24 protein-coding genes and 1 tRNA gene are annotated in these 25,485 nt (G+C 66.2%); 10 read left to right on the forward strand and 15 right to left on the reverse strand.

Annotated features, from left to right (window positions below; translation table 11 throughout):
- Positions 1 to 12 precede the first annotated feature (12 nt).
- Positions 13 to 927: an alpha/beta hydrolase gene (locus ACQCSU_RS03675; protein ID WP_426978337.1), complete on the forward strand. Its 915-nt coding sequence runs from the start codon at positions 13 to 15 to the stop codon at positions 925 to 927.
- A gap of 52 nt (positions 928 to 979) precedes the next feature.
- Complete coding sequence (locus ACQCSU_RS03680; RefSeq protein ID WP_426978338.1) at positions 980 to 1,744, forward strand: YaaA family protein; 765 nt, start codon at positions 980 to 982, stop codon at positions 1,742 to 1,744.
- A 91-nt stretch (positions 1,745 to 1,835) separates the two neighbouring features.
- Here the strand turns inward: ACQCSU_RS03680 and ACQCSU_RS03685 are convergent, their stop codons facing one another.
- Entirely contained in the window at positions 1,836 to 2,573 is a 738-nt protein-coding gene (locus ACQCSU_RS03685) for a zinc ribbon domain-containing protein (protein ID WP_426978339.1), read from the reverse strand.
- Between the two features lie 61 nt (positions 2,574 to 2,634).
- Positions 2,635 to 3,579, reverse strand: coding sequence for a Nif3-like dinuclear metal center hexameric protein (locus ACQCSU_RS03690; protein WP_426978340.1), 945 nt, complete (start codon positions 3,577 to 3,579; stop codon positions 2,635 to 2,637).
- Between the two features lie 79 nt (positions 3,580 to 3,658).
- Between ACQCSU_RS03690 and msrA the strand changes: the two genes are divergently transcribed.
- The 3 genes from msrA (at position 3,659) to epsC (ending at position 5,813) form a co-directional block, all read left to right on the forward strand.
- The gene (gene msrA, locus ACQCSU_RS03695) at positions 3,659 to 4,183 is read left to right on the forward strand and encodes a peptide-methionine (S)-S-oxide reductase MsrA (protein ID WP_426978341.1); all 525 of its coding nucleotides are present in this window, start codon (positions 3,659 to 3,661) and stop codon (positions 4,181 to 4,183) included.
- 68 nt (positions 4,184 to 4,251) lie between these two features.
- A complete protein-coding gene (gene cysK / locus ACQCSU_RS03700) occupies positions 4,252 to 5,187 on the forward strand; it encodes a cysteine synthase A (RefSeq protein ID WP_426978342.1) in 936 nt (311 codons plus the stop codon).
- A 41-nt stretch (positions 5,188 to 5,228) separates the two neighbouring features.
- Positions 5,229 to 5,813 (forward strand): serine O-acetyltransferase EpsC, encoded by a 585-nt coding sequence (gene epsC / locus ACQCSU_RS03705; RefSeq protein ID WP_426978343.1) that lies wholly within the window; start codon positions 5,229 to 5,231, stop codon positions 5,811 to 5,813.
- A 27-nt stretch (positions 5,814 to 5,840) separates the two neighbouring features.
- Here epsC and ACQCSU_RS03710 read toward each other — a convergent pair whose 3' ends face one another.
- Together ACQCSU_RS03710 and gndA are read right to left on the reverse strand one after the other, a co-directional pair.
- The gene (locus ACQCSU_RS03710; protein ID WP_426978344.1) at positions 5,841 to 6,674 is read right to left on the reverse strand and encodes an oxidoreductase; all 834 of its coding nucleotides are present in this window, start codon (positions 6,672 to 6,674) and stop codon (positions 5,841 to 5,843) included.
- 99 nt (positions 6,675 to 6,773) lie between these two features.
- Positions 6,774 to 8,210 (reverse strand): NADP-dependent phosphogluconate dehydrogenase, encoded by a 1,437-nt coding sequence (gene gndA, locus ACQCSU_RS03715; RefSeq protein ID WP_426978345.1) that lies wholly within the window; start codon positions 8,208 to 8,210, stop codon positions 6,774 to 6,776.
- Positions 8,211 to 8,462: 252 nt separating this feature from the next.
- On the opposite strand from gndA, the gene ACQCSU_RS03720 reads away from it, so the two are divergent.
- Positions 8,463 to 9,191 carry a FadR/GntR family transcriptional regulator gene (locus ACQCSU_RS03720; protein WP_426978346.1) on the forward strand — a complete coding sequence of 243 codons (729 nt, stop codon included), beginning with the start codon at positions 8,463 to 8,465 and terminating at the stop codon, positions 9,189 to 9,191.
- 45 nt (positions 9,192 to 9,236) lie between these two features.
- Here ACQCSU_RS03720 and ACQCSU_RS03725 read toward each other — a convergent pair whose 3' ends face one another.
- Genes ACQCSU_RS03725 through ACQCSU_RS03735 form a run of 3 tightly spaced genes read right to left on the reverse strand, consistent with a single transcriptional unit; the run spans position 9,237 to position 12,003 of the window.
- Positions 9,237 to 10,304, reverse strand: coding sequence for an L-idonate 5-dehydrogenase (locus ACQCSU_RS03725; protein WP_426978347.1), 1,068 nt, complete (start codon positions 10,302 to 10,304; stop codon positions 9,237 to 9,239).
- Positions 10,304 to 11,074 (reverse strand): SDR family oxidoreductase, encoded by a 771-nt coding sequence (locus tag ACQCSU_RS03730; protein ID WP_426978348.1) that lies wholly within the window; start codon positions 11,072 to 11,074, stop codon positions 10,304 to 10,306. Before ACQCSU_RS03730 ends, ACQCSU_RS03725 begins: the two co-directional genes overlap by 1 nt.
- Positions 11,071 to 12,003 carry an NAD(P)-dependent oxidoreductase gene (locus ACQCSU_RS03735; protein ID WP_426978349.1) on the reverse strand — a complete coding sequence of 311 codons (933 nt, stop codon included), beginning with the start codon at positions 12,001 to 12,003 and terminating at the stop codon, positions 11,071 to 11,073. The genes ACQCSU_RS03730 and ACQCSU_RS03735 overlap by 4 nt, the downstream gene beginning before the upstream one ends.
- A gap of 72 nt (positions 12,004 to 12,075) precedes the next feature.
- Here ACQCSU_RS03735 and ACQCSU_RS03740 point away from each other — a divergent pair, with 72 nt between their 5' ends.
- Positions 12,076 to 13,140, forward strand: a complete 1,065-nt coding sequence (locus ACQCSU_RS03740; RefSeq protein WP_426978350.1) for a D-2-hydroxyacid dehydrogenase — start codon at positions 12,076 to 12,078, stop codon at positions 13,138 to 13,140.
- 162 nt (positions 13,141 to 13,302) lie between these two features.
- Here the strand turns inward: ACQCSU_RS03740 and ACQCSU_RS03745 are convergent, their stop codons facing one another.
- The 4 genes from ACQCSU_RS03745 to ACQCSU_RS03760 all read right to left on the reverse strand — a co-directional run bounded on the left by ACQCSU_RS03745 (position 13,303) and on the right by ACQCSU_RS03760 (position 17,214).
- On the reverse strand, positions 13,303 to 14,652 hold the full coding sequence (locus ACQCSU_RS03745; RefSeq protein ID WP_426978352.1) for an MFS transporter: 1,350 nt from the start codon (positions 14,650 to 14,652) through the stop codon (positions 13,303 to 13,305).
- A gap of 170 nt (positions 14,653 to 14,822) precedes the next feature.
- A complete protein-coding gene (locus ACQCSU_RS03750; protein WP_426978353.1) occupies positions 14,823 to 15,620 on the reverse strand; it encodes an IclR family transcriptional regulator in 798 nt (265 codons plus the stop codon).
- Between the two features lie 194 nt (positions 15,621 to 15,814).
- Positions 15,815 to 16,645, reverse strand: a complete 831-nt coding sequence (locus ACQCSU_RS03755) for a fumarylacetoacetate hydrolase family protein (protein WP_426978354.1) — start codon at positions 16,643 to 16,645, stop codon at positions 15,815 to 15,817.
- A gap of 290 nt (positions 16,646 to 16,935) precedes the next feature.
- The gene (locus ACQCSU_RS03760; protein ID WP_426978355.1) at positions 16,936 to 17,214 is read right to left on the reverse strand and encodes a hypothetical protein; all 279 of its coding nucleotides are present in this window, start codon (positions 17,212 to 17,214) and stop codon (positions 16,936 to 16,938) included.
- A gap of 191 nt (positions 17,215 to 17,405) precedes the next feature.
- Here ACQCSU_RS03760 and ACQCSU_RS03765 point away from each other — a divergent pair, with 191 nt between their 5' ends.
- On the forward strand, positions 17,406 to 18,692 hold the full coding sequence (locus tag ACQCSU_RS03765) for a hypothetical protein (RefSeq protein WP_426978357.1): 1,287 nt from the start codon (positions 17,406 to 17,408) through the stop codon (positions 18,690 to 18,692).
- 67 nt (positions 18,693 to 18,759) lie between these two features.
- Here the strand turns inward: ACQCSU_RS03765 and ACQCSU_RS03770 are convergent.
- From ACQCSU_RS03770 to ACQCSU_RS03785, 4 genes are all read right to left on the reverse strand, one after another.
- Positions 18,760 to 18,835 (reverse strand) — tRNA-Val (locus ACQCSU_RS03770).
- A gap of 113 nt (positions 18,836 to 18,948) precedes the next feature.
- Positions 18,949 to 19,869 (reverse strand): NAD-dependent protein deacetylase, encoded by a 921-nt coding sequence (locus ACQCSU_RS03775; protein ID WP_426978358.1) that lies wholly within the window; start codon positions 19,867 to 19,869, stop codon positions 18,949 to 18,951.
- Positions 19,870 to 19,873: 4 nt separating this feature from the next.
- Positions 19,874 to 20,380: a peroxiredoxin gene (locus ACQCSU_RS03780; protein ID WP_426978359.1), complete on the reverse strand. Its 507-nt coding sequence runs from the start codon at positions 20,378 to 20,380 to the stop codon at positions 19,874 to 19,876.
- On the reverse strand, positions 20,377 to 20,796 hold the full coding sequence (locus ACQCSU_RS03785; RefSeq protein WP_354248389.1) for a DUF3052 domain-containing protein: 420 nt from the start codon (positions 20,794 to 20,796) through the stop codon (positions 20,377 to 20,379). The genes ACQCSU_RS03780 and ACQCSU_RS03785 overlap by 4 nt, the downstream gene beginning before the upstream one ends.
- Positions 20,797 to 21,193: 397 nt before the next feature.
- Between ACQCSU_RS03785 and aceE the strand changes: the two genes are divergently transcribed.
- Entirely contained in the window at positions 21,194 to 23,974 is a 2,781-nt protein-coding gene (aceE, locus tag ACQCSU_RS03790; protein WP_426978360.1) for a pyruvate dehydrogenase (acetyl-transferring), homodimeric type, read from the forward strand.
- A 192-nt stretch (positions 23,975 to 24,166) separates the two neighbouring features.
- Positions 24,167 to 25,411: a PucR family transcriptional regulator gene (locus tag ACQCSU_RS03795; protein WP_426978361.1), complete on the forward strand. Its 1,245-nt coding sequence runs from the start codon at positions 24,167 to 24,169 to the stop codon at positions 25,409 to 25,411.
- The last annotated feature ends 74 nt before the right edge of the window (positions 25,412 to 25,485 follow it).

Consider the following 25,485-nt stretch of genomic DNA (forward strand, 5'->3'; position numbering starts at 1 on the left):
TATGATCAGACTATGGACTGGCCGTTGCTTGGACGCCGGCGGATGCTGGAGCTCGGAGCCGGCTTGCTGGGCGCCACCGCGCTGGCGTCATGCGCTGCTGCGGCCAAGCCTACGGCAGACCCGGCGACCGACGGGCTGACCGCAAAGCCGACGGCGGCCAATCCGGGAGACCCGGCGACGGCGACCGTCGACCCGCGTCCGCAGGTGGAGGTCACATCCGGTTCCTTCGTCTCAGGCTTCCGGCCGGGCACCTCCACCGGGTGGTCGGTGGCCGCGCCGGTGCCGTCCGGCTTGGCCGGGCAACAAAAGCTCCCCGTGGCCGTGTTCCTGCACGGCACCGGCAGCAGCAACCGTTTCATCTTCGATGTCCTCGGCGCCCAGGCGGTACTGCAGCGGCACCTCGCTGATGGCGGCCCGCCCTTCGCTATAGCCTCCGTGGATGGCGGCGACACCTGGTGGCACGCGCGCGCGGACGGTACGGATACCCAGGCGATGCTGCTGGCGGAGTTCATCCCGCTCCTGGCAAGCCAAGGGTTCGACACCGGCAAGCTCGGCCTTTTCGGCCTGTCCATGGGAGGACTCGGCGTGCTGCTCCTCGCCTCACAGGGGAAGGTCGCCGGACTCCGGGGCGTAGCCGCCATGAGCCCCGCCGTCTGGAGCGAGTACGACGTCGGCCTGGACGGTGCCTTCGACAGCCCGGAGGATTTCGCGGCAAATGACGTCTTCGCTCTCCGGCCGCAGCTGGAGGCATTGCCCAAGAGGATCGACTGCGGTACCGACGATGATCTTCTCCCCACAGTCCAGGCCTACGTCAGCGCCCTCCCCGGCCGGATCGAGGGCGGCTTCCAGCCCGGCGGGCACGACGAAGACTACTGGCGGTCCATCCTGCCGGACGTGGTCTCCTTCCTGGGCCGGCACCTCGGCTGAGCCGGCGCCTTTGGAGGGTCTGCGGACGTCCAGCCACCGGTAAGATTGGACGGTGCTGATTCTGCTGCCGCCCTCCGAAGGCAAGACCCCCGCCGTGGGCGGCGACGCCGTCGAGTGGGCCTCCCTGAGTTTTCCCGGACTCAATACGTACCGTGCGAAGGTCCTCGAAGCCCTCGGCACGGTCAGCGCTCACGAGGACGCCCTCGCGCTCCTGGGCGTCGGCGCCTCACTGCGGGCCGACGTCGAACGCAACACGCGGCTGCATGCCGAACCGGCGGCGCCGGCACACCAGGTCTATTCCGGGGTGCTGTACGACGCCTTGGGCTATGACTCCCTGACCGCGGCGCAGCGCCGCAAGGCGGACGAGTCCGTGCTGGTCATTTCAGCACTCTGGGGTGCCATCCGCTTCGCCGACCGGGTGCCCGCGTACCGTCTGTCGATGGGCACCGCACTTCCCGACGTCGGACGGCTGGCCTCGTTCTGGAAACCGCAGCTCAACGAGGCACTGCTGGCCGCAACGGAAGGTGAGCTGTTGGTGGATTGCCGCTCCAGCACCTACGCCGCCGCGTGGACTCCCCCGCCGCCGCAGACCGTCGCGGTCAACGTCTTCACCGAGGTCAACGGCGTGCGCAAGGTGGTCAGCCACTTCGCCAAGCACACCCGCGGGGAGCTGGCGCGGCACCTGCTGAGCCGCCGGGGCAAGGCTCCGGGGACGCCCGCGCAGCTGCAGAAGGCCGCGGCCGAGAAGTGGGCCGCGGAACTCGTCGAAGGCACGGCCCGGAAGCCGCATACCCTCAACATCGTCCTGCCCAACTAGTTCCATAAGCCCCAACTAGCTCGCATTTGTTGTCGTTTGGAGCGCTCCAAACGACAACAAATGCGGGTCAGTTGGGCTGACGAGGCGGCGGCTAGACCCACTCGGCGGAGCGGACCAGGATGCAGCCGGAATCGGGGCAGAACACGATGTCGTCCTCGGCCGCGGCTTTGATCTCGGCAAGGTCGCCCGGGCTGAGGTGCATGCCGGAGCCTTCCGAGGTGCCGTGGAAGAGCCGGGCGGCGCCGACACCCCGCTTGGCCAGGGTCTTCTCGTAAATCGCCAGCATCCCGGCGTCCAGTCCTTCGGCGAACTCGGCTCGCTTGGCGCGTACCACCGTGGCCTCGGTGGCGATCTCGGCCAGCTGCTCGTCCAGTTCGGCGCGGATGACGCCGAAGGAACCCTGGATGTCATCGACGATCTGCTGCTGCGTTGCCTGGCGGAGGCGCAGCGAGTCCAGGCGTTCCAGGACTTCCAGCTCGACATCTTCGAGGTCGGAGCGGCGCTTGTTGAGGGACACGAGGTCCTTCTGCAGGGCAACGAGGTCCTTGGAGAGGCCGGTGCCGCTGTTCAGCCTCGCCTCGTCGCGTTCAATCCGGGAGGCAACCTGCTCCACGTCGGCCTCGGCGCGCTTGAGCTCGAGTTCGGCGTCGTGGACGGCCACTTTCGCGGCACCGAGTTCGCCGTTGGCCACGCCGAGGGCAGCCTCGAGATCGGTGATCCGGGAGTCGCTTTCAAGGCTTCGGCGGCGGTTGGACAAGGACTTGAGCTTGGCGTCAAGTCCCTGCAATTCGAGCAACTTCAACTGTTCCGCCGGTGCTGCCTTGGCCACTATTACCTCCGCTTGTTCCCTTCCGGCCGGAGCCGGGCACCTTGTCGGCGCTCCCTAGACTCTAGTCCCCGCCCGGAGTCAGAATGAAGTCCCACGGGTCGCTGTTGGTGGTGCTGACCCGGATCTCAACGTCATGGCCCTGATCGTTCAGCACATTGCCGAGGGCTTCGGCGGCGGCCGGCAGCCACAGCCACTCGCTGGCGAAGTGCGAAACGTCGATCAGGTAGGGCCGGTCGTTGACTGCCGCCTCGCGGGCTTCCGACGCCGGATGATGCCGGAGATCGGCAGTCAGGTAGACGTCGGCGTTGCTGGCCCGCACCGCGCCGAACAGGGAGTCACCGGCCCCGCCGCAGAGGGCGACGCGCCGGACGAGTCCGTCCCGGTCCCCGGAAACCCGGACCCCACCGGCGACCGCCGGCAGGATGCCGAAGACGCGGGCGGCGAATTCACCCAGCGTGAGGACTTCCTTGAGGTCCCCGACCCGTCCTATCCCCTCTTCGGGCAAGCCATCCGCTGCCGGGGTCAGCGGGGCGACGTTTTGCAGGCCGAGTGCGTCCGCCAGGACATCGGACACCCCACCGACGGCGGAGTCACCGTTCGTGTGCACCGTCAGCAGCGCAGTTCCGGACTCGATCAGCCGGTGCACCGCCCGGCCCTTGGCGGTGGTCGCGGCGACCGAGGTCACGCCCTTGAGCAGCAGGGGATGGTGCGTAATCAACAGCTCCGCGCCCCATTCGATGGCCTCCTCGATCACCTCGAGGGTCGGATCGACGGCGAAGAGGATCCTGCTCACCTCAGCCGAAGGATGGCCTGCCACGAGGCCCACTTCGTCCCAGTCCTCGGCCAGCGATTCCGGCCAGAGCTCCTCGACGGCAAGCAGGATCATGCCCAGCATGGGCGGGCCGGACGCTTCTCCGGCCCCGGCTCCGGCATGTGAATCAGTGGTGATGGCAGCGTCGATTCCTTCGGAAGAGCCGGCTGAAACAACGGCGTTTACAGGTTCCATAACCTCATTTTTACCCTACTCGGCGCGCCGGGCCACCGGCGTCGGGAATCATCGGGGCTCTTCAACCATTGAAGAGGACATGAGAACTTTTGTCCTCGGCGGAGGCTGCTTCTGGTGCCTCGACGCCGTCTACCAGAAAACCAAGGGTGTCAGCTCTGTTGTTTCGGGCTACACCGGAGGCCATGACCGTGACCCCGACTACTACACCGTGTGCTCCGGAACCACCGGCCATGCGGAGGTGGTGGCGGTGACATTCGACGAGGACGTGGTTCCGGCGGAAGTCATCCTGGACATGTTCTTCGCGCTGCACGACCCCACCACGCTCAACCGCCAGGGCTACGACGTCGGCACGCAGTACCGCTCCTCGATGTTCTACGAGACCACGGAGGAGAAGGTCCTTTTCGAGGAGGCGATCGAACGGAACCAGCAACTGTGGGCCGACCCGATCGTGACCGAGGTCAGCCGGCTGCCGGTGTTCCACGTCGCGGAAGCGATGCACCAGGACTTCTACGCCAAGTACCCGGGAGAGGGCTACTGCCGGGTGATCATCAACCCGAAGCTCGCCAAGGCCAGGAAATATTACTCTGCATGGCTTAATGCTTAGCTAGGCCCTGCAGGCCCTCGTTAGGCTGACCTCAGTATTCCCCCTTCAACAGACAGGCGCTTATACCCATGGCACGGATCTATGACGATGTTACCCAGTTGGTTGGCGGCACCCCGCTGGTCCGGCTGAACCGGCTCACCGAAGGGCTGGACGCCACGGTTGCCGTCAAGCTGGAGTTCTACAACCCGGCCAACAGCGTCAAGGACCGGATCGGCGTCGCCATTATCGATGCAGCCGAGAAGTCCGGTGCCCTCAAGGCCGGCGGCACCATCGTCGAAGGCACCTCCGGCAACACCGGCATCGCCCTGGCCATGGTCGGCGCGGCGCGCGGGTACAAAGTCATCCTGACCATGCCGGAAACCATGTCCACGGAGCGCCGCGTCATGCTCCGTGCCTACGGTGCCGAGATCGTGCTGACCCCCGGTTCCGAGGGGATGCGCGGCGCCGTCGAGAAGGCCCAGGAGATCGTGGCCAACACGGAGAACTCCATCTGGGCGCAGCAGTTCGCCAACGAGGCCAACCCGGAGATCCACCGCCAGACCACCGCGGAGGAAATCTGGTCCGACACCGACGGCAAGGTGGACATCTTTGTCTCCGGCGTCGGCACCGGCGGCACCATCACCGGCGTCGGCCAGGTCCTCAAGGAGCGCAATCCCGGCGTCCAGATCGTTGCCGTCGAGCCCAAGGATTCAGCGATCCTCAACGGCGGAGCCCCGGGCCCGCACAAAATCCAGGGCCTCGGCGCCAACTTCGTCCCGGAAATCCTGGACATCAACGTCTACGACGAGGTCATTGACGCCACCCTGGAGGATTCCGTCCGCGTCGCGCGCGAGCTCGGCAACAAGGAAGGCATCCTGGGCGGCATTTCCTCCGGCGCGATCGTCTGGGCGGCCGTGGAGCTCGCCAAGCGCCCGGAGAACGCCGGTAAACTCATTGTTGCCGTAGTCTGCGACTTCGGTGAGCGCTACATCTCCACCGTGCTGTACGACGACATCCGCGGCTGAGTCCCAGCCCACTGTCCCACCATCGCTGTAGAAAGGTCTTTGTGAGCTTCTTCGCAAGACTTAAGGAAGACCTCGACGCCGCCCGGTCACACGACCCGGCGGCTCGGGGTTCTTTTGAGAACTTCTTTGCCTACTCCGGCCTGCACGCGATCTGGTTCCACCGCCTGACGCACCGGCTGTGGCAGAACCCCGCCCTGCGTTTCCCGGCGCGGCTGATTTCCCAGCTGGCCCGGTTCCTCACGGGCATCGAGATCCACCCGGGGGCGACCATCGGCCGGCGCTTCTTCATCGACCACGGCATGGGCGTCGTCATCGGCGAGACCGCCGAGATCGGCGAGGACGTCATGATCTATCACGGTGTGACCCTCGGCGGACGCTCGCTGGCGAAGGTCAAGCGGCACCCGACCATCGAGGACCGCGTCGTGATCGGCGCCGGGGCCAAGATCCTGGGACCCATCACCATCGGGCGGGACAGCGCCGTGGGCGCCAATGCCGTGGTGGTGAAGGACGCCCCGGCCGAATCGATCATCACGGGTGTGCCGGCCACCTGGCGCCACCGGGACGCGCAGCGGGAGACCAAGCCCGCCGTCGACCCGGCCGAATACCTCATCGATTACCACATCTAGCCAACCCTGAAGCCAACCGGCCGGCCGCTAGACGGGGAACCGCTTGTAGATGTTCCAGATCACGACGTCGAACACCCGGTCCGGCAGCAGGCGCCGCAGCAGCAGAAGAGCCCGCGCACTCCCGCCCACCGGATAACGGGTTTTGGGCCGCAGAGCGGTGGCGGCCTGAACGATCACGTCGGCAACCACCTCGGGCCGCGTGGAGAGCGCAGCCTTGTCTGTGGTGGCCAGCACCGCCGCCATGACCTTGGCCTGCGCCGCGTACGGCCCGTCCCCGGAGCTGGCCAGCAGGCCCTGCGCGGAAATGGCACCCCATTCGGTCTGGGTGCCTCCCGGCTCGATGATGGACACGCCGATGCCGTGCGGCTTGAGCTCCATCCGCAGGGAATCGCTGAGGCCCTCCACGGCGAACTTCGTGGCGTGGTACCAGGCGCCGAGCGGCTCATACATCTTCCCGCCCATGGAGGACACATTGATGATCCTCCCCCGGCCCGCGGCCCGCATGGCAGGAATCACCAGCTGCGTCATCCGGGCCAGGCCGAAAACGTTGACGTCGAACTGCCGCCTGCCTTCGGCGAGCTCCACCTCCTCGAGCGAGCCGTAGGACCCGTAGCCGGCGTTGTTCACCAGGACATCGATCCGCCCGTGCGCGGCAATCACCGCTCCGACGGCGGCGCCCATGGACGCCTCGTCCGTCACGTCCAGCGCCACGACCTTTACGCCGTAGGCCTTCAGCGGCTCCATCTTCTCCACCCGGCGGGCCCCGGCATAGACCGTGAACCCGGACGCCGCAAGCTTCCTGGCGGTTTCAAAGCCGATCCCGGTGGACGCACCGGTGACGAACGCTACGGGCTGGGGCATGAGCTGAACTCCTTGGACAGGTTGCGGCCGGAAACACGAACGACCGGCGCCCCCAGAGTATCGGGAAGCGCCGGCCGCTGTGTCAGACGGTGGCCGGGACTAGTGGGTGTCCACGGCCTCGATCTCGGACTTGTCTTCGCCCCAGAGGGTGTGGAAGGTGCCTTCGGCGTCGATGCGGCCATAGGTGTGGGCGCCGAAGAGGTCGCGCTGGCCCTGGATCACGGCGGCCGGGAGGCGCTTGCGGCGAAGGCCGTCGTAGTAGGCCAGCGAGGAGGAGAACACCGGCACCGGGATGCCGAGCTGGACAGCCGTGGAAACAACCCGGCGCCAGGCCGGAAGGACCTCGGCGATCGCCTTGGTGAAGGCGGGCGCGAAGAGCAGGTTGGCCGGCTTCTCCGTTGCGGCGTAGGCCTTGGTGATCTCCTTGAGCAGCTCCGCCCGGATGATGCAGCCGCCGCGCCACAGCGAGGCGATCTCGTCCAGCTTCAGGTCCCAGCCGTATTCCTTCGCGGCCGAGGTGAGCATGTCCAGTCCCTGCGCGTAGGAAACCAGCTTGGAGGCGTACAGCGCCTGGCGCACGTCTTCGACGAAGCCCTCGGGGACCTCGACTGCGGCTTCTCCGCCGGCCAGGAGTTCCTGGGCCAGCACACGCTGCTCCGACTGGGAGGACAGGGCCCGGGCGAAGACCGATTCGGCGATGCCCGACGTCGGCGATCCCAGTTCGAGCGCGGAGATGACCGTCCAGCGGCCGGTGCCCTTCTGGCCCGCGGCGTCCACCACGACGTCGACGAACGGCTTGCCGGTCCTGGCGTCGACGTGGCCGAGGACCTCGGCGGAGATTTCGATCAGGAAGGAGGCGAGCTCGCCCTGGTTCCACTCCTCGAAGATCTGCGCCTGCTCGGCCGGTTCGATCCCCGCGCCGGAGCGCAGCAGGTCGAAGGCTTCGCCGATGACCTGCATGTCCGCGTATTCGATGCCGTTGTGGACCATCTTGACGAAGTGGCCGGCGCCGTCGGTGCCGATCCAGGCGCAGCACGGCTTGCCGTCCACGTGGGCGGCAATTTTTTCCAGCAGCGGGCCGAGGGCGTCGTAGGACTCCCTGGAGCCGCCGGGCATGATCGAGGGGCCGTTCAGGGCGCCCTCCTCGCCGCCGGAGACGCCGATGCCGACGAAGTGCAGGTCCTTCTTGGCCAGCGCGGCCTCGCGGCGGCGGGTGTCCTCGTAGTGCGAGTTGCCGGCGTCGATGATGATGTCGCCCGCCTCCAGGAGCGGCTCGAGCTGCTCGATCACGGAGTCCACCGGCTTGCCGGCCTTGACCATGATCAGCACGCGGCGCGGCTTCTCCAGCGAGTCGACGAGTTCCTGGAGCGTCTCCGTGCGGACGAAGTCTCCGTCCTGGCCGTGCTTTTCCAGGAGCGCGTCGGTTTTCTCCACGGACCGGTTGTGCAGGGCAACGGTGAAGCCGTTCCGGGCCAGGTTGCGGGCGAGGTTGGCCCCCATCACCGCAAGGCCGGTGACACCGATGTGTGCTGACATCAAAACTCCAATTCATTTCTGTGCAACGAGTGCAGTTCGTCCCGCATTTCATGCGGAACACGCTTCTGGGAACAGTGGCTGTCAATAAACCATATGTATTTCCGCGGTCTACGGGAAAGCAGCGCCCACGTGGCGGAATAACGGCGCGTCATAAACAGTCTATGATTTCCGGCACCCGCTCCACCGGTCCGGACCGGAACGGCGGCTGGATGCCGCCGCTGGGTCCCCGTGCTGCGCACTATGCTTACGACTATGTCAACCAGCCTCCACCACCGTGCCATCGAGCATCTGGGCGCCCGCATCGTCGCGGGAGAACTCCCCGCCGGCCACGTCATGCTGGCCGAGCACCTTGAAGCCGAGCTCAAAGTCTCCCGCTCGGTAGTCCGTGAGGCCGTGCGCGTCCTGCAGTCCCTGGGCCTGGTCGAGACCATCAAGCGGGTGGGAATCCGGGTCCTGCCGGCCAACCGGTGGAACCCCTTCGATCCTCTCGTGATCCGCTGGCGGCTGGCCGGCGCCGGACGCGGAGCCCAGCTGCGCTCCCTCGCCGAGCTGCGCACCGCCGTCGAGCCCGTTGCCGCGGAACTGGCGGCGGTCAATGCCCCCGAAGAGCTGCGGCGCGAGCTGGTGGACATTTCCCTCGCCATGCGCGACGCCGGCCAGGCCGGCGACGTGCCGCGGTTCCTGGAGCTGGACATCCACTTCCACTCCCTGCTGCTGACCGGCTCCGGCAACGAGATGTTCGCCAACATGGTGGGCCAGGTGGCCGAAACCCTGACCGGGCGCACCGTGCACGGCCTGATGCCGGACCACCCGAGGGAAACGGCACTCCGGTGGCATGTCGAGCTGGCCGAAGCGATTGCCGCCGGAGAGGCCACCGCCGCCAGGGACGCTTCGAACCGGATCATGCGGGAGACCATCTCCGAGATGGAGCCCAGCTGGAAGAACCAGCCCCGGGTGTTCGTGCCGCTCCAGCGGCTTTAAGGCAAGCGGCCCCGCCACGGACGGGTGCCGTTCACTCCCCGCCGTTCACCCTTCAGCGGCCGGCCTGAAGTCCAGCAGCACCTTTCCGGAGACAGCCGAGTTTTTGGCGACCTCGAAGGCCTCCAGTCCTTGGTCCAGCGTGAAGGTGTGGGTGACCACCGGATCCACGAACAGCGATCCGTCGGCGAGTGCTGCAATGACCTCATCAATTTCGTTGTTGAAGCGGAACGAGCCCAGCAGCTCCAGCTCGCGGGTAATCGCCAGCGAGATCGGGACGGGCTGCGGGCCGGAGGGCAGGAGCCCAACCATCACGACTTTGCCGCCGCGCACCGCTCCCTTGATGGCCGAGGCCAGGCCGTGATGGCTGCCGGAGGACTCGATGACAACGTCTGCCTCCACCGCCGCGATGGCCTCGGCGTCGTCGCCCTGGAGGACCTCGTCCGCTCCCACGGCGCGGGCTATTTCCAGCGGCCTGGCGTGCATGTCCACGGCCACGATCCGCTGCGCGCCCGCTCGTTTGAGGACAGCCACCGCCAGCGCGCCGATGGGGCCGCTGCCGATCACCAGGGCCGTCTTTCCCGCGACGTCGCCGGCACGCGAGACGGCGTGCCAGGCGACACTGGCCGGTTCCACCAGCGCGGCGGTCCTTAGCGGCAGGCCTGCTGGCAAGGGCCGGAGCATCCGGGCCGGCAGCGTGGCGAAGCGGCTGAAGGCCCCGTCGGTGTGCGGGAAGCGTGCGGCGCTGCCCAGGTAGGTGCAGCCCGGTGACAGGTTCGGACGGTCTTCGGGGTACCGGGCCGCGCCCGGGCCGGGCGTGGCGGGATGCACCGTGACGGCCGTGCCGGCCGCAGGCCCGGTGCCGTCCGCGGCGGGCAGGAGCACGGTGCCCACGATTTCGTGGCCCAGGATCATGGGCGCCTTGAGGACCGACTCGCCGGCGGCACCGTGCATCCAGTAGTGCAGGTCCGAGCCGCAGATGCCGCCGAACGCCACTTCGACAACAGCTTCATCGGACGCCGGTGCGGACACTGGAATGTCCTCGATCCGGAGATCGCCCGCTGCGTGAGCCACCACCGCGGCCGCCGTGGCCGGCAGTTCTGTTACGGCGCCCATCAGACCACCACAGTCATTCCGCCGTCGATGAAGATCGTCTGGCCGTTGACGAAGTTCGAGCCGTCGGACGCGAGCCAGACCGCCGGGCCGGCCAGGTCCTGCACGGTCCCCCACCGGTGTGCCGGCGTCCGGCCGAGGATCCAGGAATTGAACTCCGCATCGTCCACGAGGTTCTGCGTCATTTCGGTGTGGATGTAGCCAGGTGCGATGCCGTTGATCTGCAGGCCGGAACCCGCCCATTCCGCCGTCATGGCCCGGGTCAGGTTCCGGAGTCCGCCCTTGGCCGCAACATAGGGAGCGATGGTGGGCCGGGCGAGGTCCGTCTGGACGGAGCAGATGTTGATGATCTTGCCCCGGCCGCGCGGGATCATGTGCCGCGCGGCCTCACGCCCCACGAGGAACGCGCTGGTCAGGTCGGTGGAGATCACCCGTTCCCAGTCGGCCACGTCCAGTTCCAGCATGGGGACACGGTGCTGGATGCCTGCGTTGTTCACCAGGATTTCCAGGGGTCCGACGTTTTCTTCCACCCAGGCGACGCCGCGGGCCGCCTCGGTGTCGCGCGTGACGTCGAAGGCGCAGCTGTGAACCCGCCCTGGTGGGTATTCCGCGGCCATTGCGGCTTCTGCGGCCTTCAGCCGTTCGGGGTTGATGCCGTTGAGCACCACCGTCGCGCCGGCGTCCGCCAGCGCGCGCGCCAGGGCATTGCCTATCCCCCGGCTGGAGCCCGTGATCAGTGCGGTCCGGCCTGTCAGGTCAAAAAGTGCACTCATGGTTTGCTGATCCTCAATTGGTCTTGGCTGCTGTGGTCGCTGAGATTCGAGATGGTCTGCCGGACGACGGCGAGGTCCTGGTCCCCCAGTCCCTGGCGCTCTAGTTCCGCGTAGAGTTCGACGCCGGCGCCCGCCATCGGCACGGCGGCGTTGACGGCGGCGGCGCTCTCGAGCACAAACGTAAGGTCCTTGTGCATGAACTTGGCGGGGCCGGTGGGAGCGTAGTCCTTGGCGGCGAGCCGTGGCCCCACGATGTCCAGGACCCGGCTTCCGGCCAGGCCGCCGGCGAGCACCTCGTAGAGCGCCGCGACGTCCATGCCGGAGCGTTCGGCGAGCTCGGCGGCTTCTGCGAGTGCCGCCGTCGTGGTTCCCACGATGAGCTGGTTGCACGCCTTGGCGAGGGATCCCGAACCGAGCGGTCCCAGCCTCCGCACCGTGGTGCCCATCGCGCTGAACAGCGGCAGGAGCCGCCGGAAGTCCTCGTCGCCTGCGCCCGCCATGATGGCCAGGGTCCCGTCCACGGCACCTTTGGTGCCGCCGCTCACGGGAGCATCGACGACGACGGCGTTACCGCCGCTCGCCCGGGCGACCCGGGCCCCAAATTCCTGCACCCCGGCCGGCGAGACGCTGCTCATGACCACAACGGCGGTTCCGGCGGCCGGCGGCTGCACGGACCAGCTGGCCAGGAGGCCCACGGCTGAGTCCTCGATGTAGGAGAGGTCAGGGAGCATGAAGATGATGACCGGCGCGTCCCGGAGGTCCTCCACCGCGGCCACGCGTCCGCCCCCGAGGGCGTCGAACGCGTCGAGTGCTGCCGGTGAGCGGTTCCAGGCGCTGACGGCCCAGCCTGCTTTGAGCAGGTTTGCCGCCATCGGCGCACCCATCAGCCCCAGGCCGACAAAGCCGGCTTCCTTCCGGTCCCTCTCCATGCTGCCTCACTTCGTCGTGACTGATCCTGGTCAATCTTCGAAATCTGTTCAATATCCTAACCTTCATTCAGTATGATGAACACCATGACGACTCAAACCACAGTCGCGATCGCCGTCCCGCTCGAAGCAGAGTTTGTGGAGCGCATCCGTGCAGTAGATCCTTCCGTTACTGTCCTTTACGAACCAGAGCTGTTGCCGCCGGAACGCTTTCCCGCGGACCACTCCGGAGATCCGGACTTCCGCCGGACGCCGGAGCAGGAGGAGCGCTACTGGGACATGCTGAACAGCGCGCAGGTCCTGTACGGATTCCCCAACGAAAGCCCGGCAGGCTTCGCCAGGATCGCCGGCAGCAACCCCCACCTTGAGTGGATCCATGCCATGGCGGCCGGCGCCGGCGGTGCCATGAAGGCATCGGGACTCGACGCCGGAACGCTGCAGAAGTTCAAGGTAACCACCTCGGCGGGCGTTCACGCCCTGCCGCTGGCGGAGTTCGCCGCCCTCGGCATCCTCAACGGCTTTAAGCGCAGCGCAGAACTGGCGCAGGACCAGGCGGCAAAGGTCTGGCCCGAGCTCCGCACCCCCACGCGCCTGGTCAACGGCTCCCGCCTGGCGATCACCGGACTGGGCGAGATCGGGCTTGAGACTGCTCGGATCGCCCGCGCCCTGGGCATGACCGTCAGCGGCACCAAGAGGACCGTGGAGCCCATCGACGGCATCGAGGAAGTCGCGGACAACGCCGGCCTCGCCGGCCTGCTGGCCACGGCGGACGCCGTCGTCAATACACTTCCCGGCACGCCGTACACCGAGCGGCTCTTCAACCGCGAAGTTTTCGCGGCCATGAAGCCCGGGACTGTCTTTGTGAATGTGGGCCGCGGCACCGTGGTGGACGAGGAGGCCCTGCTGGAGGCGCTCGGGAACGGCCAGGTCTCGTATGCGTGCCTCGATGTGTTTGCCGTGGAGCCGCTCCCCCAGGACAGCCCGCTGTGGAACCACCCCAGGGTGATGGTGTCCCCTCATACCTCTGCCCTCAGCGCAGCCGAAAACCGCCTGATCTCGGAGCGCTTCTGCACCAACCTGCGCACGTTCCTCGACGGCGGCGAACTCCCGCACCTCGTGGACACGGTCCACTTCTACTAAGCCCGGCAGCCTGTTCGGCACCAACCAAACAAGGCGGCCCGCCGGAAACGGAGGGCCGCCTTTTGCGTTGGTGCCGTGCCGCACAAACGGCCGCGGCCCCTTCCTGAAGGGAGGGGCCGCGGCCTCAGGTTGTGCCGACGTCGGGCTGGGAGCGAGGAGCGCCTAGCTCGCGTCTTCTGTGAGGAGGAGGTCGCGTCCCACCGTCTCGGGGGTGAAGAAGGTGGTCACAAACGAGATGAGCGCAAGAACCAGCGAGTAGATGGCGAGCACCAGCCAGGAGTGATCCGTGGCCGCCAGGAGCGCGGCACCCACCAGGGGAACGAGTCCGCCAGCCATGACGGCAGAGAGTTCACGGCTCATGGCCACGCCGGTGAACCGGTACTGCGAACCGAAGAGTTCGGGCAGGAGCGGGCACTGCGGGCCGAGCATGGACTGAACGCCGAGGGCGATGCCCACCACCATGACTATCCAGACGAGCGTGACGTTGCCGAGCGTCACCAGATAGAACGCCGGCAGCGCGATGATCGCTTGGAAGAGTGCACCGTAACGGTAGACGGGCACCCGGCCGAACCTGTCCGACAACGCACCAAAGGTGACCACCATAACGGCGGCGAAGCCGGCGGCAATGAGCAGGCCCACCGGACCAATGAACTTGTCGCCCGGGAAGACCCCGTCCTTTGACGCCAGGAAGGCGATGAGGAGGGCGGAATAGATCGAGGAATTCCCGTTCTCGCCCATCCGCAGGCCAATGCCGATCAGCACGTTCTTCTTCGAGTGCTTCCACAGCTGGCCGATGGGGTTCTTGACCACACTCTTGTGCTTCTCCAGCTCCTGGAATACGGGCGTTTCCCTCAGCCTCAGCCGGATGAAGATGGCCACCGCAATCAGGATCACACTCGCCAGGAACGGCACCCGCCACAGCCAGCCTTCCAGGACGGCCTTGTCAGCCATTGCAATCAGGGCGAAGGTTCCCGCACCGAGCAGGGTGCCCAGCTGGATACCGACAAACGGCAGCGAGGCGAAGAAGCCACGGCGCCGGCGCGGTGCGACTTCGGAAATCAATGTGGTGGCGCCTGCCTGCTCCGCGCCGGCGCCCAGACCCTGAAGAATGCGCAGGGTCACCAGGAGAACGGCGCCCAGCATGCCGGCCTGTTCAAACGTCGGCAGCAGACCGATGGCGAAGCTTGCTGTTCCCATCAGGCCGATAGTGAGGATCAGGACCATTTTGCGGCCGAACCTGTCGCCGATGTAGCCGAAGATCAGGCCGCCAAAAGGCCGGGCCGCGAAACCCACGCCGTACGTGGCAAACGATGCGATCAGGGCTCCATCCTCGCCGAGCGGCTTGAAGAAGAGCGGGCCGAAGATCAGGGCCGACGCCAGTCCGTAGATGTAGAAGTCGTAGTACTCCAGAGCGGAGCCCACGGAGCTGGCAAGAGTTGCCCTTCGCAGCTGTTCCGGATCGACGACGGCGCCGTCCGCTTCGGCCAGCGGTGTATTAGTACTAGTTGTCACAAGCACTCCCTCAAGATCACTCCAGACCCCCGTTGGCCTGGTGGGATAGGAGCAACCCCCTGAGGGGTTGATCACCATGTTGAACAGCGTACAACATGGTGATCAATGCGCCAATGTGTAATCAGATTTAGTTTTCGGGGAACCCACTTGCCTGGCTGACGCCGCCAGCCCTACCCCATGGGATTGCCCAGGGACCGGGCCAGTTCCTGCAGTTCTTTAACCATCATGGCGCCTTGTTCTTCCGAGTACGTGGCCTTCAGCGCGGTTACCGACAGGCCCAGGCTGGGCCCGTGCGCCCCCCGCGTTGGGACCGCGACGGCCAGGCAGACGACCCCCGTGGTCGATTCTTCATCCTCGAAAGCGAAACCCTTGTCCCGGATGACGGCGAGCTGGGCCTTGAGCTCGGCCCCGGTGCGCAGCGACTTCGGGGTGAGGACGGGCAGTTGGGCGTCGTCCGGGAACATCTCGGCGATGTCGTGGTCATGCAGCCGCGCCAGCAGCGCCTTGCCCACGGCACAGAGTGACACCGGCATCTTGTCCCCGACGTTGGAGGTCAGGCGAACTGCAGGGTGGCCTTCATAGCGGGCCAGATAGATGACGTTTGCTCCATCCAGCATGGCGATGCGGACGGTTTCCCCCGAAAGCGTTGGAGCCTGTTCACAGAACAGGTAGAACTCCTGGACCTCATCCAGGCGGCTGAGGTACGCCGCGCCGAGCTCAACCAACTTCCGTCCGAGAGTGAACTCGGCGCCTTTGCGATTGATGAGCCTGGCCTCCTCGAGCGCAAGCAGGAGGTTCGACGTCGAAGACTTCGGAATTCCCAGCTCCCTGGCGAGGTCACTCAGCGTGAGGCGCCCGGTCGCAGAGGCAGCCAGGGCCTCCAGCACAGCGGCGGCGCGGGTGACCGCCGGTGCGGGTGAGGCGCTCCCCAGCCCGTCGGAGATTCGGGGAACTCGGGAATCGGCCATGATTCTCCTTCAGGTTTCGCGCGTATGTCGCCGGCGCCATTCGAGTGCTGTTCATTCAGCTGAACAGTAACCATCATAATGGCTAGAGCCGGAAACCGTGCTGCCGCTGCCGTTGCCTCGTCGCATTGGTCCCCGAAGAGTGCTGCGTTGTGATTTCAGCGGTCAAGCCTGACACGCGATGCAAACGAACGCAGTCAGTCCGCGGCCACCACGGGATTCGTCAGCTCCCCGATGCCCTCGATGTGGCAGGTGACGGTGTCGCCGGGAACGATGCGCGCGCACTCGGCGGGGAAGCCCGTGAGCACCAGATCGCCAGGGTGAAGCGTCATGAAGGATGTCACGTAGACCAGGATTTCCTCCACTCCCCAGCCGAGATCAGCGGAGCCGGCCGCCCTGAGTTCCGTGCCGTTGTGTTTGATTCCGATCGCCAGGTTGGCGCCACTCAGCTCCGTGACGATCCACGGCCCCATCGGAGTGAACGTGTCCCGGCTCTTGGCGCTGATCCACAGCTCGTCGGTCATCTGCAAGTCCCGCGCGGAGACGTCATTTCCGATGGTGAACCCCAGAACTGCGGTCAGCGCGTTGCTGAGCGTCAGTCCGCGGACTTTGCTCCCGACGACGATCGTCAGTTCCGCTTCCGGGTCGACGCGGCCCACGTCTGGCCCCAGTTCTATGGCGTCTCCCGGACCGACCACGCTGGTCGCTGCCTTGTGGAAGGCCTGCGGCGGGAGATCGCGTCCCGCTTGGCCGGTGTTGTGCGCCATACCCAGGACATTGGCCGGGACACTTGGCGCCAGAAAGGTGAACGAGCTTTCTTCGACCGTGTCACCGCTTTCCCAACCACTGCGGGGTGCGCTGCCGGCGTTGGCCACGGATCCAGGGAAGGGCGTGTTGATCACCGTCCACGCCTTTCCTGCTTCACTGCCGAAGCCCGGGGCGTCGTTTGCGACGAAAAAATGCTCGGCCTCCGAAACATGGGCGAGGGGGCGGACTCGGGCGATTCGGCGGGCACTCGTGGCAGTCATGAAGACATCCTAGATCCCGGGCCGGCGTGTCCCGCGGCCGGAGTGTCGCAGGGCCGGGGCGTCGGCGGATGGAACCAGGCCCGATTCACCCCAGCGGCAGCAGGCCCTGCCGGAAGCCATCGACGATGGCCCCATTACGCCACCGAATGGGCCATTCCAGTGGCTGGCAACTGTGGCCTTGGGTTTAACATTTCCGGACTTTCACGGTATATTCGTAACAAGCCTTCCACCGCGGCATCCCCCAATAGTCGCGGTGGAAGGCTTTTCCATTGCCTCTTTCCCGCGCCTCCCTAGGCGGCGTCCGCGACGGCGTCCCGCAGCCGCCACCCACCGCCCAGCCCATCCCGGATGAGTTCCATTGTGGTCAGCGCCGAGCCCCGGTTGCGGCCAAGAGTCGCCTGGACCTGCCACACCTCCACGTCGACGCGGCTCAGCCCCTTCGGCATCCGCCGTTCGGACTCCCACCAGCTCACCCGCTCAAACCAGCGGACCGGCTCGGCGCCGACAATCCATTCCCGGCCGCCGCGGACCACCGCCCAGGGCTTCCCGTCCGGGCCTGATTTCACCATCACATGTTCCATGCCGACAAAGCTATTGCGAGGGTATGACACTCCCTCGCGCGGGTCCCGTGGCTGCTGCGCTGGAGACAAACCCGTGGATCGCTCTGGACTATATTTGATCCCTGGGCATGCCAGCAGCGACTCCGCGCCATACTACGGAGGATGATGTTCACAGCATGCAAAAAACAGGGAGCATCCGATTGAGAGCCACCGCCACTCGCGCGGCCATCGCCGTTGTAGCCATCGCAATCACCACCTTCATCTCGATCGTCAGACTCCCTAAAACTGCCTTGGATACCGTTTGGGCCGAAGATGGTCCGGTGTTCCTGCAGCAGGCAATGTCTGGCGGGGGACCCGGCGCAATCTTCGCTCCCTACGAGGGTTATCTGCACGTCCTTCCACGGCTCGCCGCAGAGGCGGTTGTGGACTTCGTTCCGGTCGAGAACTTCGCCGCAAGCCTGGCCTTTGTCTCCTGCCTTGTCGTCGCCGTGGTTGCCTACCTGACGTTCCACTGCGCCTCGGCCCTGACTGACAGTCTCTGGGTCAGACTCGCCTGGGCGGCAATCCCGATTTTGGTCAGCGTCGGGCCATACGAAATCCTCGGCAACACGGCCAACCTCCACTGGTATCTGCTGTGGCTCGTTCCGTGGCTGCTACTGAAGCCTGCGCAAAGCCGCCCCGAAGCTGTCATCCTCTGCCTCGCGACCGTTTCGTCCGGGCTCACCGAGGTGATTTCCGTGCTGTTCCTTCCCCTGGTTCTGCTGCACGTTCGTGACAAGGCGTACTGGCCGGCGCGCGCCGGCCTGGTGGCCGGCGCCGGCATCCAGATCTACACCACCCTTCTCTATCCCCGAGTTCCCAGCAGCGGGCAGGCCTGGGACCCGTTGTCAGTGGTGGCGGGCTGGTTCATCAACATGGCGGGCGTCATCTTCTTTGGTTCGTCGCGCAACATGGGGATCAACATCCTGAATTTCGGGGCGGCCCCGGTGATCCTCGGGTTTCTTCCGATCGCGGCCGCCCTGGTGTATCTCCTCGTCAGGGGCAAGCGCGAGCATCGTCTTCTGGCCCTGTTTTTTCTGGCCGCCTCGTTCGGGGTGTGGGCGGCCTGTCTCGTGGCAAATCCCCGGGCGCAGTTCGACTATCTCCACCTCACGGATGACCAGTGGGCGCACTTCACGCTCACCAGATATTCGGCGGCACCGGCCATGTTCATGCTGGCCTTGTTTCCGCTGCTGGCAATATCCATCCGTCGTGAGTCGGTCCGGGCACCTGCCGCAGTCCTGGCATCCTTCGCAGTCCTGTTGGCCGTCTCTTACTTTCCTACTCAAGTGGGCCGGGAACAGGGACCGTCCTGGAGTGCAGGCGTGGCCGGCGCCCGCGCGGCGTGCCTCGGGGCACGCGATGATGAGACTCGTCCTGTCCAGGTGGCACCCACCGGCTGGTCTATCTCAGGCGTAGCGATGCCCTGCTCCCGCTTAAGAGGATAGTTTCCCTCCAGACGACTAAAAAACCCCGTCGTTGCCGGCCTCTCGGCCTGCAATGACGGGGTTCTGCTGGTGGGTCCTACCGGGATCGAACCGATGACATCCACGGTGTAAACGTGGCGCTCTACCAGCTGAGCTAAAGACCCAAACCGTGGTCTTGGCGCTTCAGCGCTTCAACCAACGAACAGCTACTGTACCGGATGAAGCAGGCAGTACGCCAATCGTCCCACCACCCGAGGCCCGGCCGGCGATGGACCGGTCAGAGCGGCGGGAGCTCCTCGGCGAGCCAGGTCAGGGCCCCGCTGACACCGGCGTCGAACTTGATCGTGGCGAGGGCATCCCCCCGGGTCTGGCCCCTGTTGATGATGACGACGGGCTTGCCCTGCCTCGCCGCATGCCGGACGAACCGCAGCCCGCTCATCACCGACAGTGAAGAGCCCGCCACCACCAGCGCCCCGGCCTCGTCCACCATGGCATAGGAGCGCTCCACCCGGTCCTTGGGAACATTCTCGCCGAAGTAGACGAAGTCGGGCTTGAGCGTTCCGCCACAGGCCGGGCACTGCGCCACGACGAAACTCTCGATCAGGACGGAATCCTCCACCGTGGCGTCGGCGTCGGGCGCCATCTCCACCACACCAGCGGCCAGTGCCCGTTCCAGGAAGCCGGGGTTCAGCTCCTCCAGCACGCCAGCCAGCAGGCTGCGGCTGTAGCGGCGGTGGCAGTCCAGGCAGACCACCTGATCGAACCGTCCATGCAGGTCCACCACGTTGACGCTGCCGGCGTCCTCGTGCAGACGGTCCACATTCTGGGTGATGAGTCCTGTGAGCAGCCCGCGCTGTTCCAGCCGGGCGACGGCGGCGTGGCCGCCGTTGGGGTCCGCGCGCCGCAGATGCGACCAGCCGATGTGGTTCCGGGCCCAGTAGCGCCGCCGGTTTTCCGCTTCGCCGATGAATTCCTGGTACGTCATCGGCGCACGGGGCGCGGCGCCGGGTCCGCGGTAATCGGGTATTCCGGAGTCAGTGCTCAGGCCGGCGCCGGTCAACACGGCGAAGCGGCCGCCGGCAAGGATGCCGTGGATTTCCCGCAACACCTCGAGTTCATCCCGGGCGGGTTCGGCGGCGGCGACGGGCGGCAGACTGGCGAAGCCAGTCATGCCGATGCCGGGGCGCCGCTGCCTCACTGGATCAGCTCCCGGCGAGTCCCGACAGGGCGGCGCGGTATTCAGCAAAGTCCCTGGCCTGGCCGCGGGGATTCACCACCACATAGCGCACGATTCCACTCGCATCGACGATGAAGGTGCCGCGCTGGGCCATGCCGCTCCCGGCGTCGAACACCCCATACTGTGAGGCGACGGCGCCGTGCGGCCAGAAGTCGGCGAGGAGGTCGAAGGTGTAGCCCTCCTTCTCCGCGTAGGCCCGTTGGGCGAACTTGCTGTCCACAGATACGCCCAGCACAGCGGCGTCGGCATCCTCGAAAAGCGCCAGGTTGTCCCGGATTTCGCACAGCTCTCCGGTGCAGATGCCCGAGAACGCGAAGGGGAAGAACACCACAACCACGGTCCGGCCCCGTAGTCCGGAGAGCCTGATCGGTTCGCCGAACTGGTTAACCAGTTCGAAGTCGGGAGCCTGCTCCCCGACGGCGGGCACGGTGCCGGTTACAGTGCCGGTTACGGTGCCACTGGCTGAGGTCACTTGTTCTTCCGCGTGACCAACCGGGTGGCGCTCCAGTCCTGGGAAACGCCCGCGGAAGTTGTGACGTGGAGACCGGCAGTGGGGGCCGCGTCCTGGATGTCAGAGGGAGACACGTAGCCGCCCCGTCCGGACTTCGGCGTCAGGACCCAGACGACGCCGCCCTCGCTGAGGGTGGTCAGCGAGTCGACAAGCGTGTCAACGAGGTCGCCGTCGCCGGCCCTCCACCAGAGAATGGCGGCATCGACTACTTCGTGGTCGTCCTCATCAAAGAGTTCCGAGCCCGTGAGATCTTCGATGTCGTCACGCAAGTCGAAGTCGACGTCGTCGTCATAACCGAATTCCTGAATCAGATCCCCGGTTTTGAAACCCAGTTTTTCCGCCACATTTACCGAAGTGGCGGCGTCGGCCTCGCTCACGTGTTGCTCCTATGCTTAGTCATTTTATTGAACCTAGTGATTTCCATTACTCCAAGCCAACACCCTTTGAGCCTCCGCTTCAAGCTGTTGGCCCCGCGATCCGCCATATTCTGCGTCACACACGGCGATCCGAGCACCGCCGGGCGGCACTTCGTCACACAACCAGTATGCCGGTCAAATACGACGGGACCCCCACTCGACAGCTACGCATCCCCGAGCTGTCAGAGCTAGAGTGGCTGATGACGACTACGCCTGCGAGGGCGAACGCCCCGCTGACGCAGGCGGGCATAGTTGTGATTGGACCTTGCCCGGCGCACATGACCGGGCAGTTGTAACCGATACGTCGCACACGTCGCGTTCACGCCAGGCAGTTACCCTGCCGGAGCTGAGGGTGCCGATGAATGCGCTCAAAGAGAGGTTGGACGTGGCTGCAGGAGAAGATACCTCCCATATCCTCAGCGGGTTGACAAACCAGCTGCCTGATCGTGATCCGGAAGAGACCGCCGAATGGCTGGAGTCCCTGGATGACCTGATTCAGGAACAGGGCACCGAGCGTGCCCAGTACATCATGCGCAGTCTGCTCCAGCGGGCCGGCGCACAGAGTGTGGGCGTTCCGATGGTCACCACCACGGACTACGTCAACACGATCCCGGTCGACCAGGAAGCCCCGTTCCCCGGCGACGAGGAGATCGAGCGGAAGTACCGGGCCTGGCTGCGCTGGAACGCCGCGGTCATGGTGCACCGGGCGCAGCGCGCGGATATCGGCGTCGGCGGCCACATCTCGACCTACGCGGGCGCGGCGACCCTCTACGAGGTCGGCTTCAACCACTTCTTCCGCGGCAAGGACCACCCCGGCGGCGGGGACCAGGTCTTCTTCCAGGGCCACGCCTCCCCCGGCATGTACGCGCGGGCCTTCATGGAAGGCCGGCTCTCCGAGGAGGACCTGGACGGCTTCCGGCAGGAGAAGTCCAAGGAAGGACATGCCCTCTCCTCCTACCCGCACCCGCGCCTCATGCCGGAGTTCTGGGAATTCCCCACCGTGTCCATGGGCATCGGCCCGATGAACGCGATCTACCAGGCGCAGTCCAACCGCTACCTGCAGAACCGCGGCATCAAGGACACCTCGGACCAGCAGGTCTGGGCGTTCCTGGGCGACGGCGAAATGGACGAGCCCGAGTCCCGCGGCCTGCTCCAGCTCGCCGCGAACGACAAGCTGGACAACCTCAACTTCGTCATCAACTGCAACCTCCAGCGCCTCGACGGACCGGTCCGCGGCAACGGCAAGATCATGCAGGAACTCGAGGCCTTCTTCCGCGGCGCCGGCTGGAACGTCATCAAGGTCGTCTGGGGCCGGGAGTGGGACACGCTCCTGGCCAAGGACGAGGACGGCTCGCTCGTCAAGATCATGAACGAGACCGTCGACGGCGACTACCAGACGTACAAGGCCGAATCCGGCGCGTTCGTCCGCGAGCACTTCTTCGGCCAGACCCCGCAGACCAAGGAAATGGTCCAGGACCTCACCGACGACGAGATCTGGAACCTCAAGCGCGGCGGCCACGACTACAACAAGGTCTACGCCGCGTACAAGGCCGCCACCGAGTTCAAGGGCAAACCCACCGTCATCCTGGCCCACACGGTCAAGGGCTACGGCCTGGGCACCCACTTCGAGGGCCGCAACGCGACCCACCAGATGAAGAAGCTCACCCTCGCGGACCTCAAGGCCTTCCGCGACCACCTGCGCATCCCGATCACCGACGAACAGCTCGAAGCCGACCTCTACCGGCCGCCGTACTACCACCCCGGCATGGACTCCCCGGAGATCCAGTACCTGATGGGCCGCCGGAAGGAACTCGGCGGCTTCGTCCCCGAGCGCCGCTCCCGCCACACCGAGGTCACCCTGCCGGAGGAGAAGGTCTACGAGGTCGCCAACCGCGGCTCCGGCAAGCAGCAGGCAGCCACCACCATGGCCTTCGTCCGGCTGCTCAAGGACCTGATGCGGGACAAGGAGTTTGGCCAGCGGATCGTGCCGATCATCCCGGACGAGGCACGGACCTTCGGGATGGACGCGTTCTTCCCGACCGCGAAGATCTACAACCCGAACGGCCAGAACTACCTCTCCGTGGACCGCGAACTCGTCCTTGCCTACAAGGAGTCCATCTCCGGGCAGATCGTGCACGCCGGCATCAACGAGGCCGGTTCCGTAGCGGCCTTCACCGCCGCGGGCACCTCCTACGCCACGCACGGCGAACCGCTGATCCCGATCTACGTCTTCTACTCCATGTTCGGGTTCCAGCGCACCGGCGATTCCTTCTGGGCCGCGGCCGACCAGATGACCCGCGGCTTCATCATCGGCGCCACCGCCGGCCGCACCACGCTGACCGGCGAAGGCCTGCAGCACGCCGACGGGCACTCCCCCATCCTGGCCGCCACCAACCCGGCCGTTGTCTCCTACGACCCGGCGTACGGCTACGAGATCGGCGTCATCATGCGCGACGGCCTCAACCGCATGTACGGCCCCGGCCCCGCCGACAACGACCCGTCCCGGAACGTGATGTACTACCTCACCGTCTACAACGAGCCGATCGTGCAGCCGCCGGCGCCGGCGGAACTCGACACCGAGGGCATCATCAAGGGCATCTACCTGCTGGCACCGGCCAAGATCGACGGCCCGCGCACGCAGATCCTCGCCTCCGGCGTGTCCGTCCCCTGGGCCCTCGAAGCCCAGAAGGTCCTCGCCGAGGACTGGGGCGTCTCCGCCGACGTCTGGTCCGTGACGTCCTGGACCGAACTGCGCCGCGACGCCATGGCCGCCGAGGAGGACGCCTTCCTCAACCCGGGCCGGCCCGCCCGCGTGCCGTTCGTGACCGAACAGCTCGCCGGCGCCACCGGGCCGATCGTGGCAGTCACCGACTACATGAAGGCCGTCCCGGACCAGATCCGCCAGTTCCTCCCGAACGAGTTCGCCTCGCTCGGCGCCGACGGCTTCGGCTTCTCCGACACCCGCGCCGCCGCGCGCCGCTTCTTCAAGAACGACATCCACTCCATCGTGGTCCGCTCCCTGCAGATGCTGGCCCGCCGCGGCGAGGTGGACGCCCAGGCTCCGGCCCAGGCCATCGAGAAGTACAAGCTGCACAACGTGAACGCCGGCACCACCGGCAACGCCGGGGGCGACTCCTAGGCAGGGCCGCCAGGCCAGGCAACCCGTGTACGACGGCGGCTCCCACCGGACGGTGGGAGCCGCCGTCGGGCGTTTAACCCGGTGATCCAGAATTGTGATCTAGGGCGGTGATTTAGGGCTGTGATCCAGACAGGGCGCGTTGTAGCCTTTGCACAAATGGAGCTTGGGCGGCGGGCACCGTATGCTCGATGCATGGCAGAGCCGATCACCACTCCCGTAAAACGCAAGCCGGCTTCGAAGGCGATGACGCCGGAGAAGGCCGAGACCCTCAAAAAGCTGCGGGCGAGCGTGGGCCAGCTGTCCACCACGACGCTTCGCCAGCTGGAGAAGTCCCTGCCGTGGTACAGCCGGCTGAACTCCGACGAGCGCTCCGCCCTCGGCATGGTTGCCCAGAACGGCATCGCGGCGTTCGTTACCTGGTACGAGCGTCCCAGTTCGCCGTCGTGGATCCTTTCCGATGTCTTTGGCACCGCACCGACAGAGCTGACCCGCTCCATCAGCCTGCAGAAGGCGCTCCAACTCATCCGGATCGTGGTCGAGGTGGTCGAGGACCAGGTCCCCGTGATCGCCCCTGAAGCAGATCAGTCCGCCCTGCGCGAGGCCGTGCTGCGGTATTCACGCGAGGTCGCGTTCGCCGCCGCCGACGTCTATGCCCGGGCCGCGGAGTCCCGCGGCTCCTGGGACACGCGGCTGGAAGCCCTGATCGTGGACGCCATCCTGCGCGGCGAAAACACCGACGCCCTGCGCTCCCGGATCGCCGCCCTGGGCTGGAAGGCGCAGGAACGCTTCACCGTCATGGTGGGGAATTCACCGTCCGAGCCCAGCGCCAGCTACGTCAGCGAACTCCGCCGAACGGCCGGCCGCTTCGCCGAGGACGCGCTGGTGGGAATCCAGGGCGACCGGCTGATCCTGATTCTCGGCGGTGTCCATGACCAGGAGACGGCCTATCTGAAACTCAGCGAACTCTTCGCCCCGGGCCCCGTGGTCTACGGTGCCGAGGCGGGGTCACTGCTTGAGGCCAGCGGCTCCGCCCAGTCGGCCTTCGCCGGCCTGACCGCCGCCCGCGCCTGGCCCTCCGCCCCTCGCCCGGTGGCGGCCGACGACCTCCTGCCGGAACGGGTGATCTCGGGCGATGACGCCGCCCGGCGGTCCCTCGTCAAGAACATCTACCGCCCCCTGCTGGCGGCCTCCAACGGGCTCGTGGAGACCCTCGGCACCTATATCGAGCTGGGCCACTCACTCGAAGCCACAGCCCGGGAGCTCTTCGTCCACGCCAACACCGTCCGTTACCGGCTCAAGCGGGTCTGCGACGTCACCGGCTGGGATCCGCTCCTGCCGCGGGAGGCCTTCGTGCTGCAGACGGCCCTCGTCGTGGGCCGTCTTTCGGCCCCGCCGAAGCCCGCCACGGAACGCCAGCCGTCCCGCAACAACCCCTGACCCGTTGTAGACTTCCTACAAACTGACCCTGTGAGCTTGGTGCATGAAAACACCATTGATCACGCAGTAATTTG

The sequence above is a fragment of the Pseudarthrobacter sp. O4 genome (genome assembly GCF_050157025.1).
Taxonomy (GTDB): Bacteria; Actinomycetota; Actinomycetes; order Actinomycetales; family Micrococcaceae; genus Arthrobacter.

Bases quoted from the DNA above. Each gene is read 5' to 3' on its own strand.
- aceE (WP_426978360.1), top strand. From the start codon at position 21,194: ATGAATGCGCTCAAAGAGAGGTTGGACGTGGCTGCAGGAGAAGATACC.
- ACQCSU_RS03755 (WP_426978354.1), bottom strand. From the start codon at position 16,645: ATGACTGCCACGAGTGCCCGCCGAATCGCCCGAGTCCGCCCCCTCGCC.
- cysK (WP_426978342.1), top strand. From the start codon at position 4,252: ATGGCACGGATCTATGACGATGTTACCCAGTTGGTTGGCGGCACCCCG.
- ACQCSU_RS03760 (WP_426978355.1), bottom strand. From the start codon at position 17,214: ATGGTGAAATCAGGCCCGGACGGGAAGCCCTGGGCGGTGGTCCGCGGC.
- ACQCSU_RS03750 (WP_426978353.1), bottom strand. From the start codon at position 15,620: ATGGCCGATTCCCGAGTTCCCCGAATCTCCGACGGGCTGGGGAGCGCC.
- ACQCSU_RS03795 (WP_426978361.1), top strand. From the start codon at position 24,167: ATGGCAGAGCCGATCACCACTCCCGTAAAACGCAAGCCGGCTTCGAAG.
- ACQCSU_RS03720 (WP_426978346.1), top strand. From the start codon at position 8,463: ATGTCAACCAGCCTCCACCACCGTGCCATCGAGCATCTGGGCGCCCGC.
- msrA (WP_426978341.1), top strand. From the start codon at position 3,659: ATGAGAACTTTTGTCCTCGGCGGAGGCTGCTTCTGGTGCCTCGACGCC.
- ACQCSU_RS03725 (WP_426978347.1), bottom strand. From the start codon at position 10,304: ATGGGCGCCGTAACAGAACTGCCGGCCACGGCGGCCGCGGTGGTGGCT.
- gndA (WP_426978345.1), bottom strand. From the start codon at position 8,210: ATGTCAGCACACATCGGTGTCACCGGCCTTGCGGTGATGGGGGCCAAC.
- ACQCSU_RS03740 (WP_426978350.1), top strand. From the start codon at position 12,076: ATGATGAACACCATGACGACTCAAACCACAGTCGCGATCGCCGTCCCG.
- ACQCSU_RS03735 (WP_426978349.1), bottom strand. From the start codon at position 12,003: ATGGAGAGGGACCGGAAGGAAGCCGGCTTTGTCGGCCTGGGGCTGATG.
- ACQCSU_RS03710 (WP_426978344.1), bottom strand. From the start codon at position 6,674: ATGCCCCAGCCCGTAGCGTTCGTCACCGGTGCGTCCACCGGGATCGGC.
- ACQCSU_RS03730 (WP_426978348.1), bottom strand. From the start codon at position 11,074: ATGAGTGCACTTTTTGACCTGACAGGCCGGACCGCACTGATCACGGGC.
- ACQCSU_RS03690 (WP_426978340.1), bottom strand. From the start codon at position 3,579: ATGGAACCTGTAAACGCCGTTGTTTCAGCCGGCTCTTCCGAAGGAATC.
- ACQCSU_RS03675 (WP_426978337.1), top strand. From the start codon at position 13: ATGGACTGGCCGTTGCTTGGACGCCGGCGGATGCTGGAGCTCGGAGCC.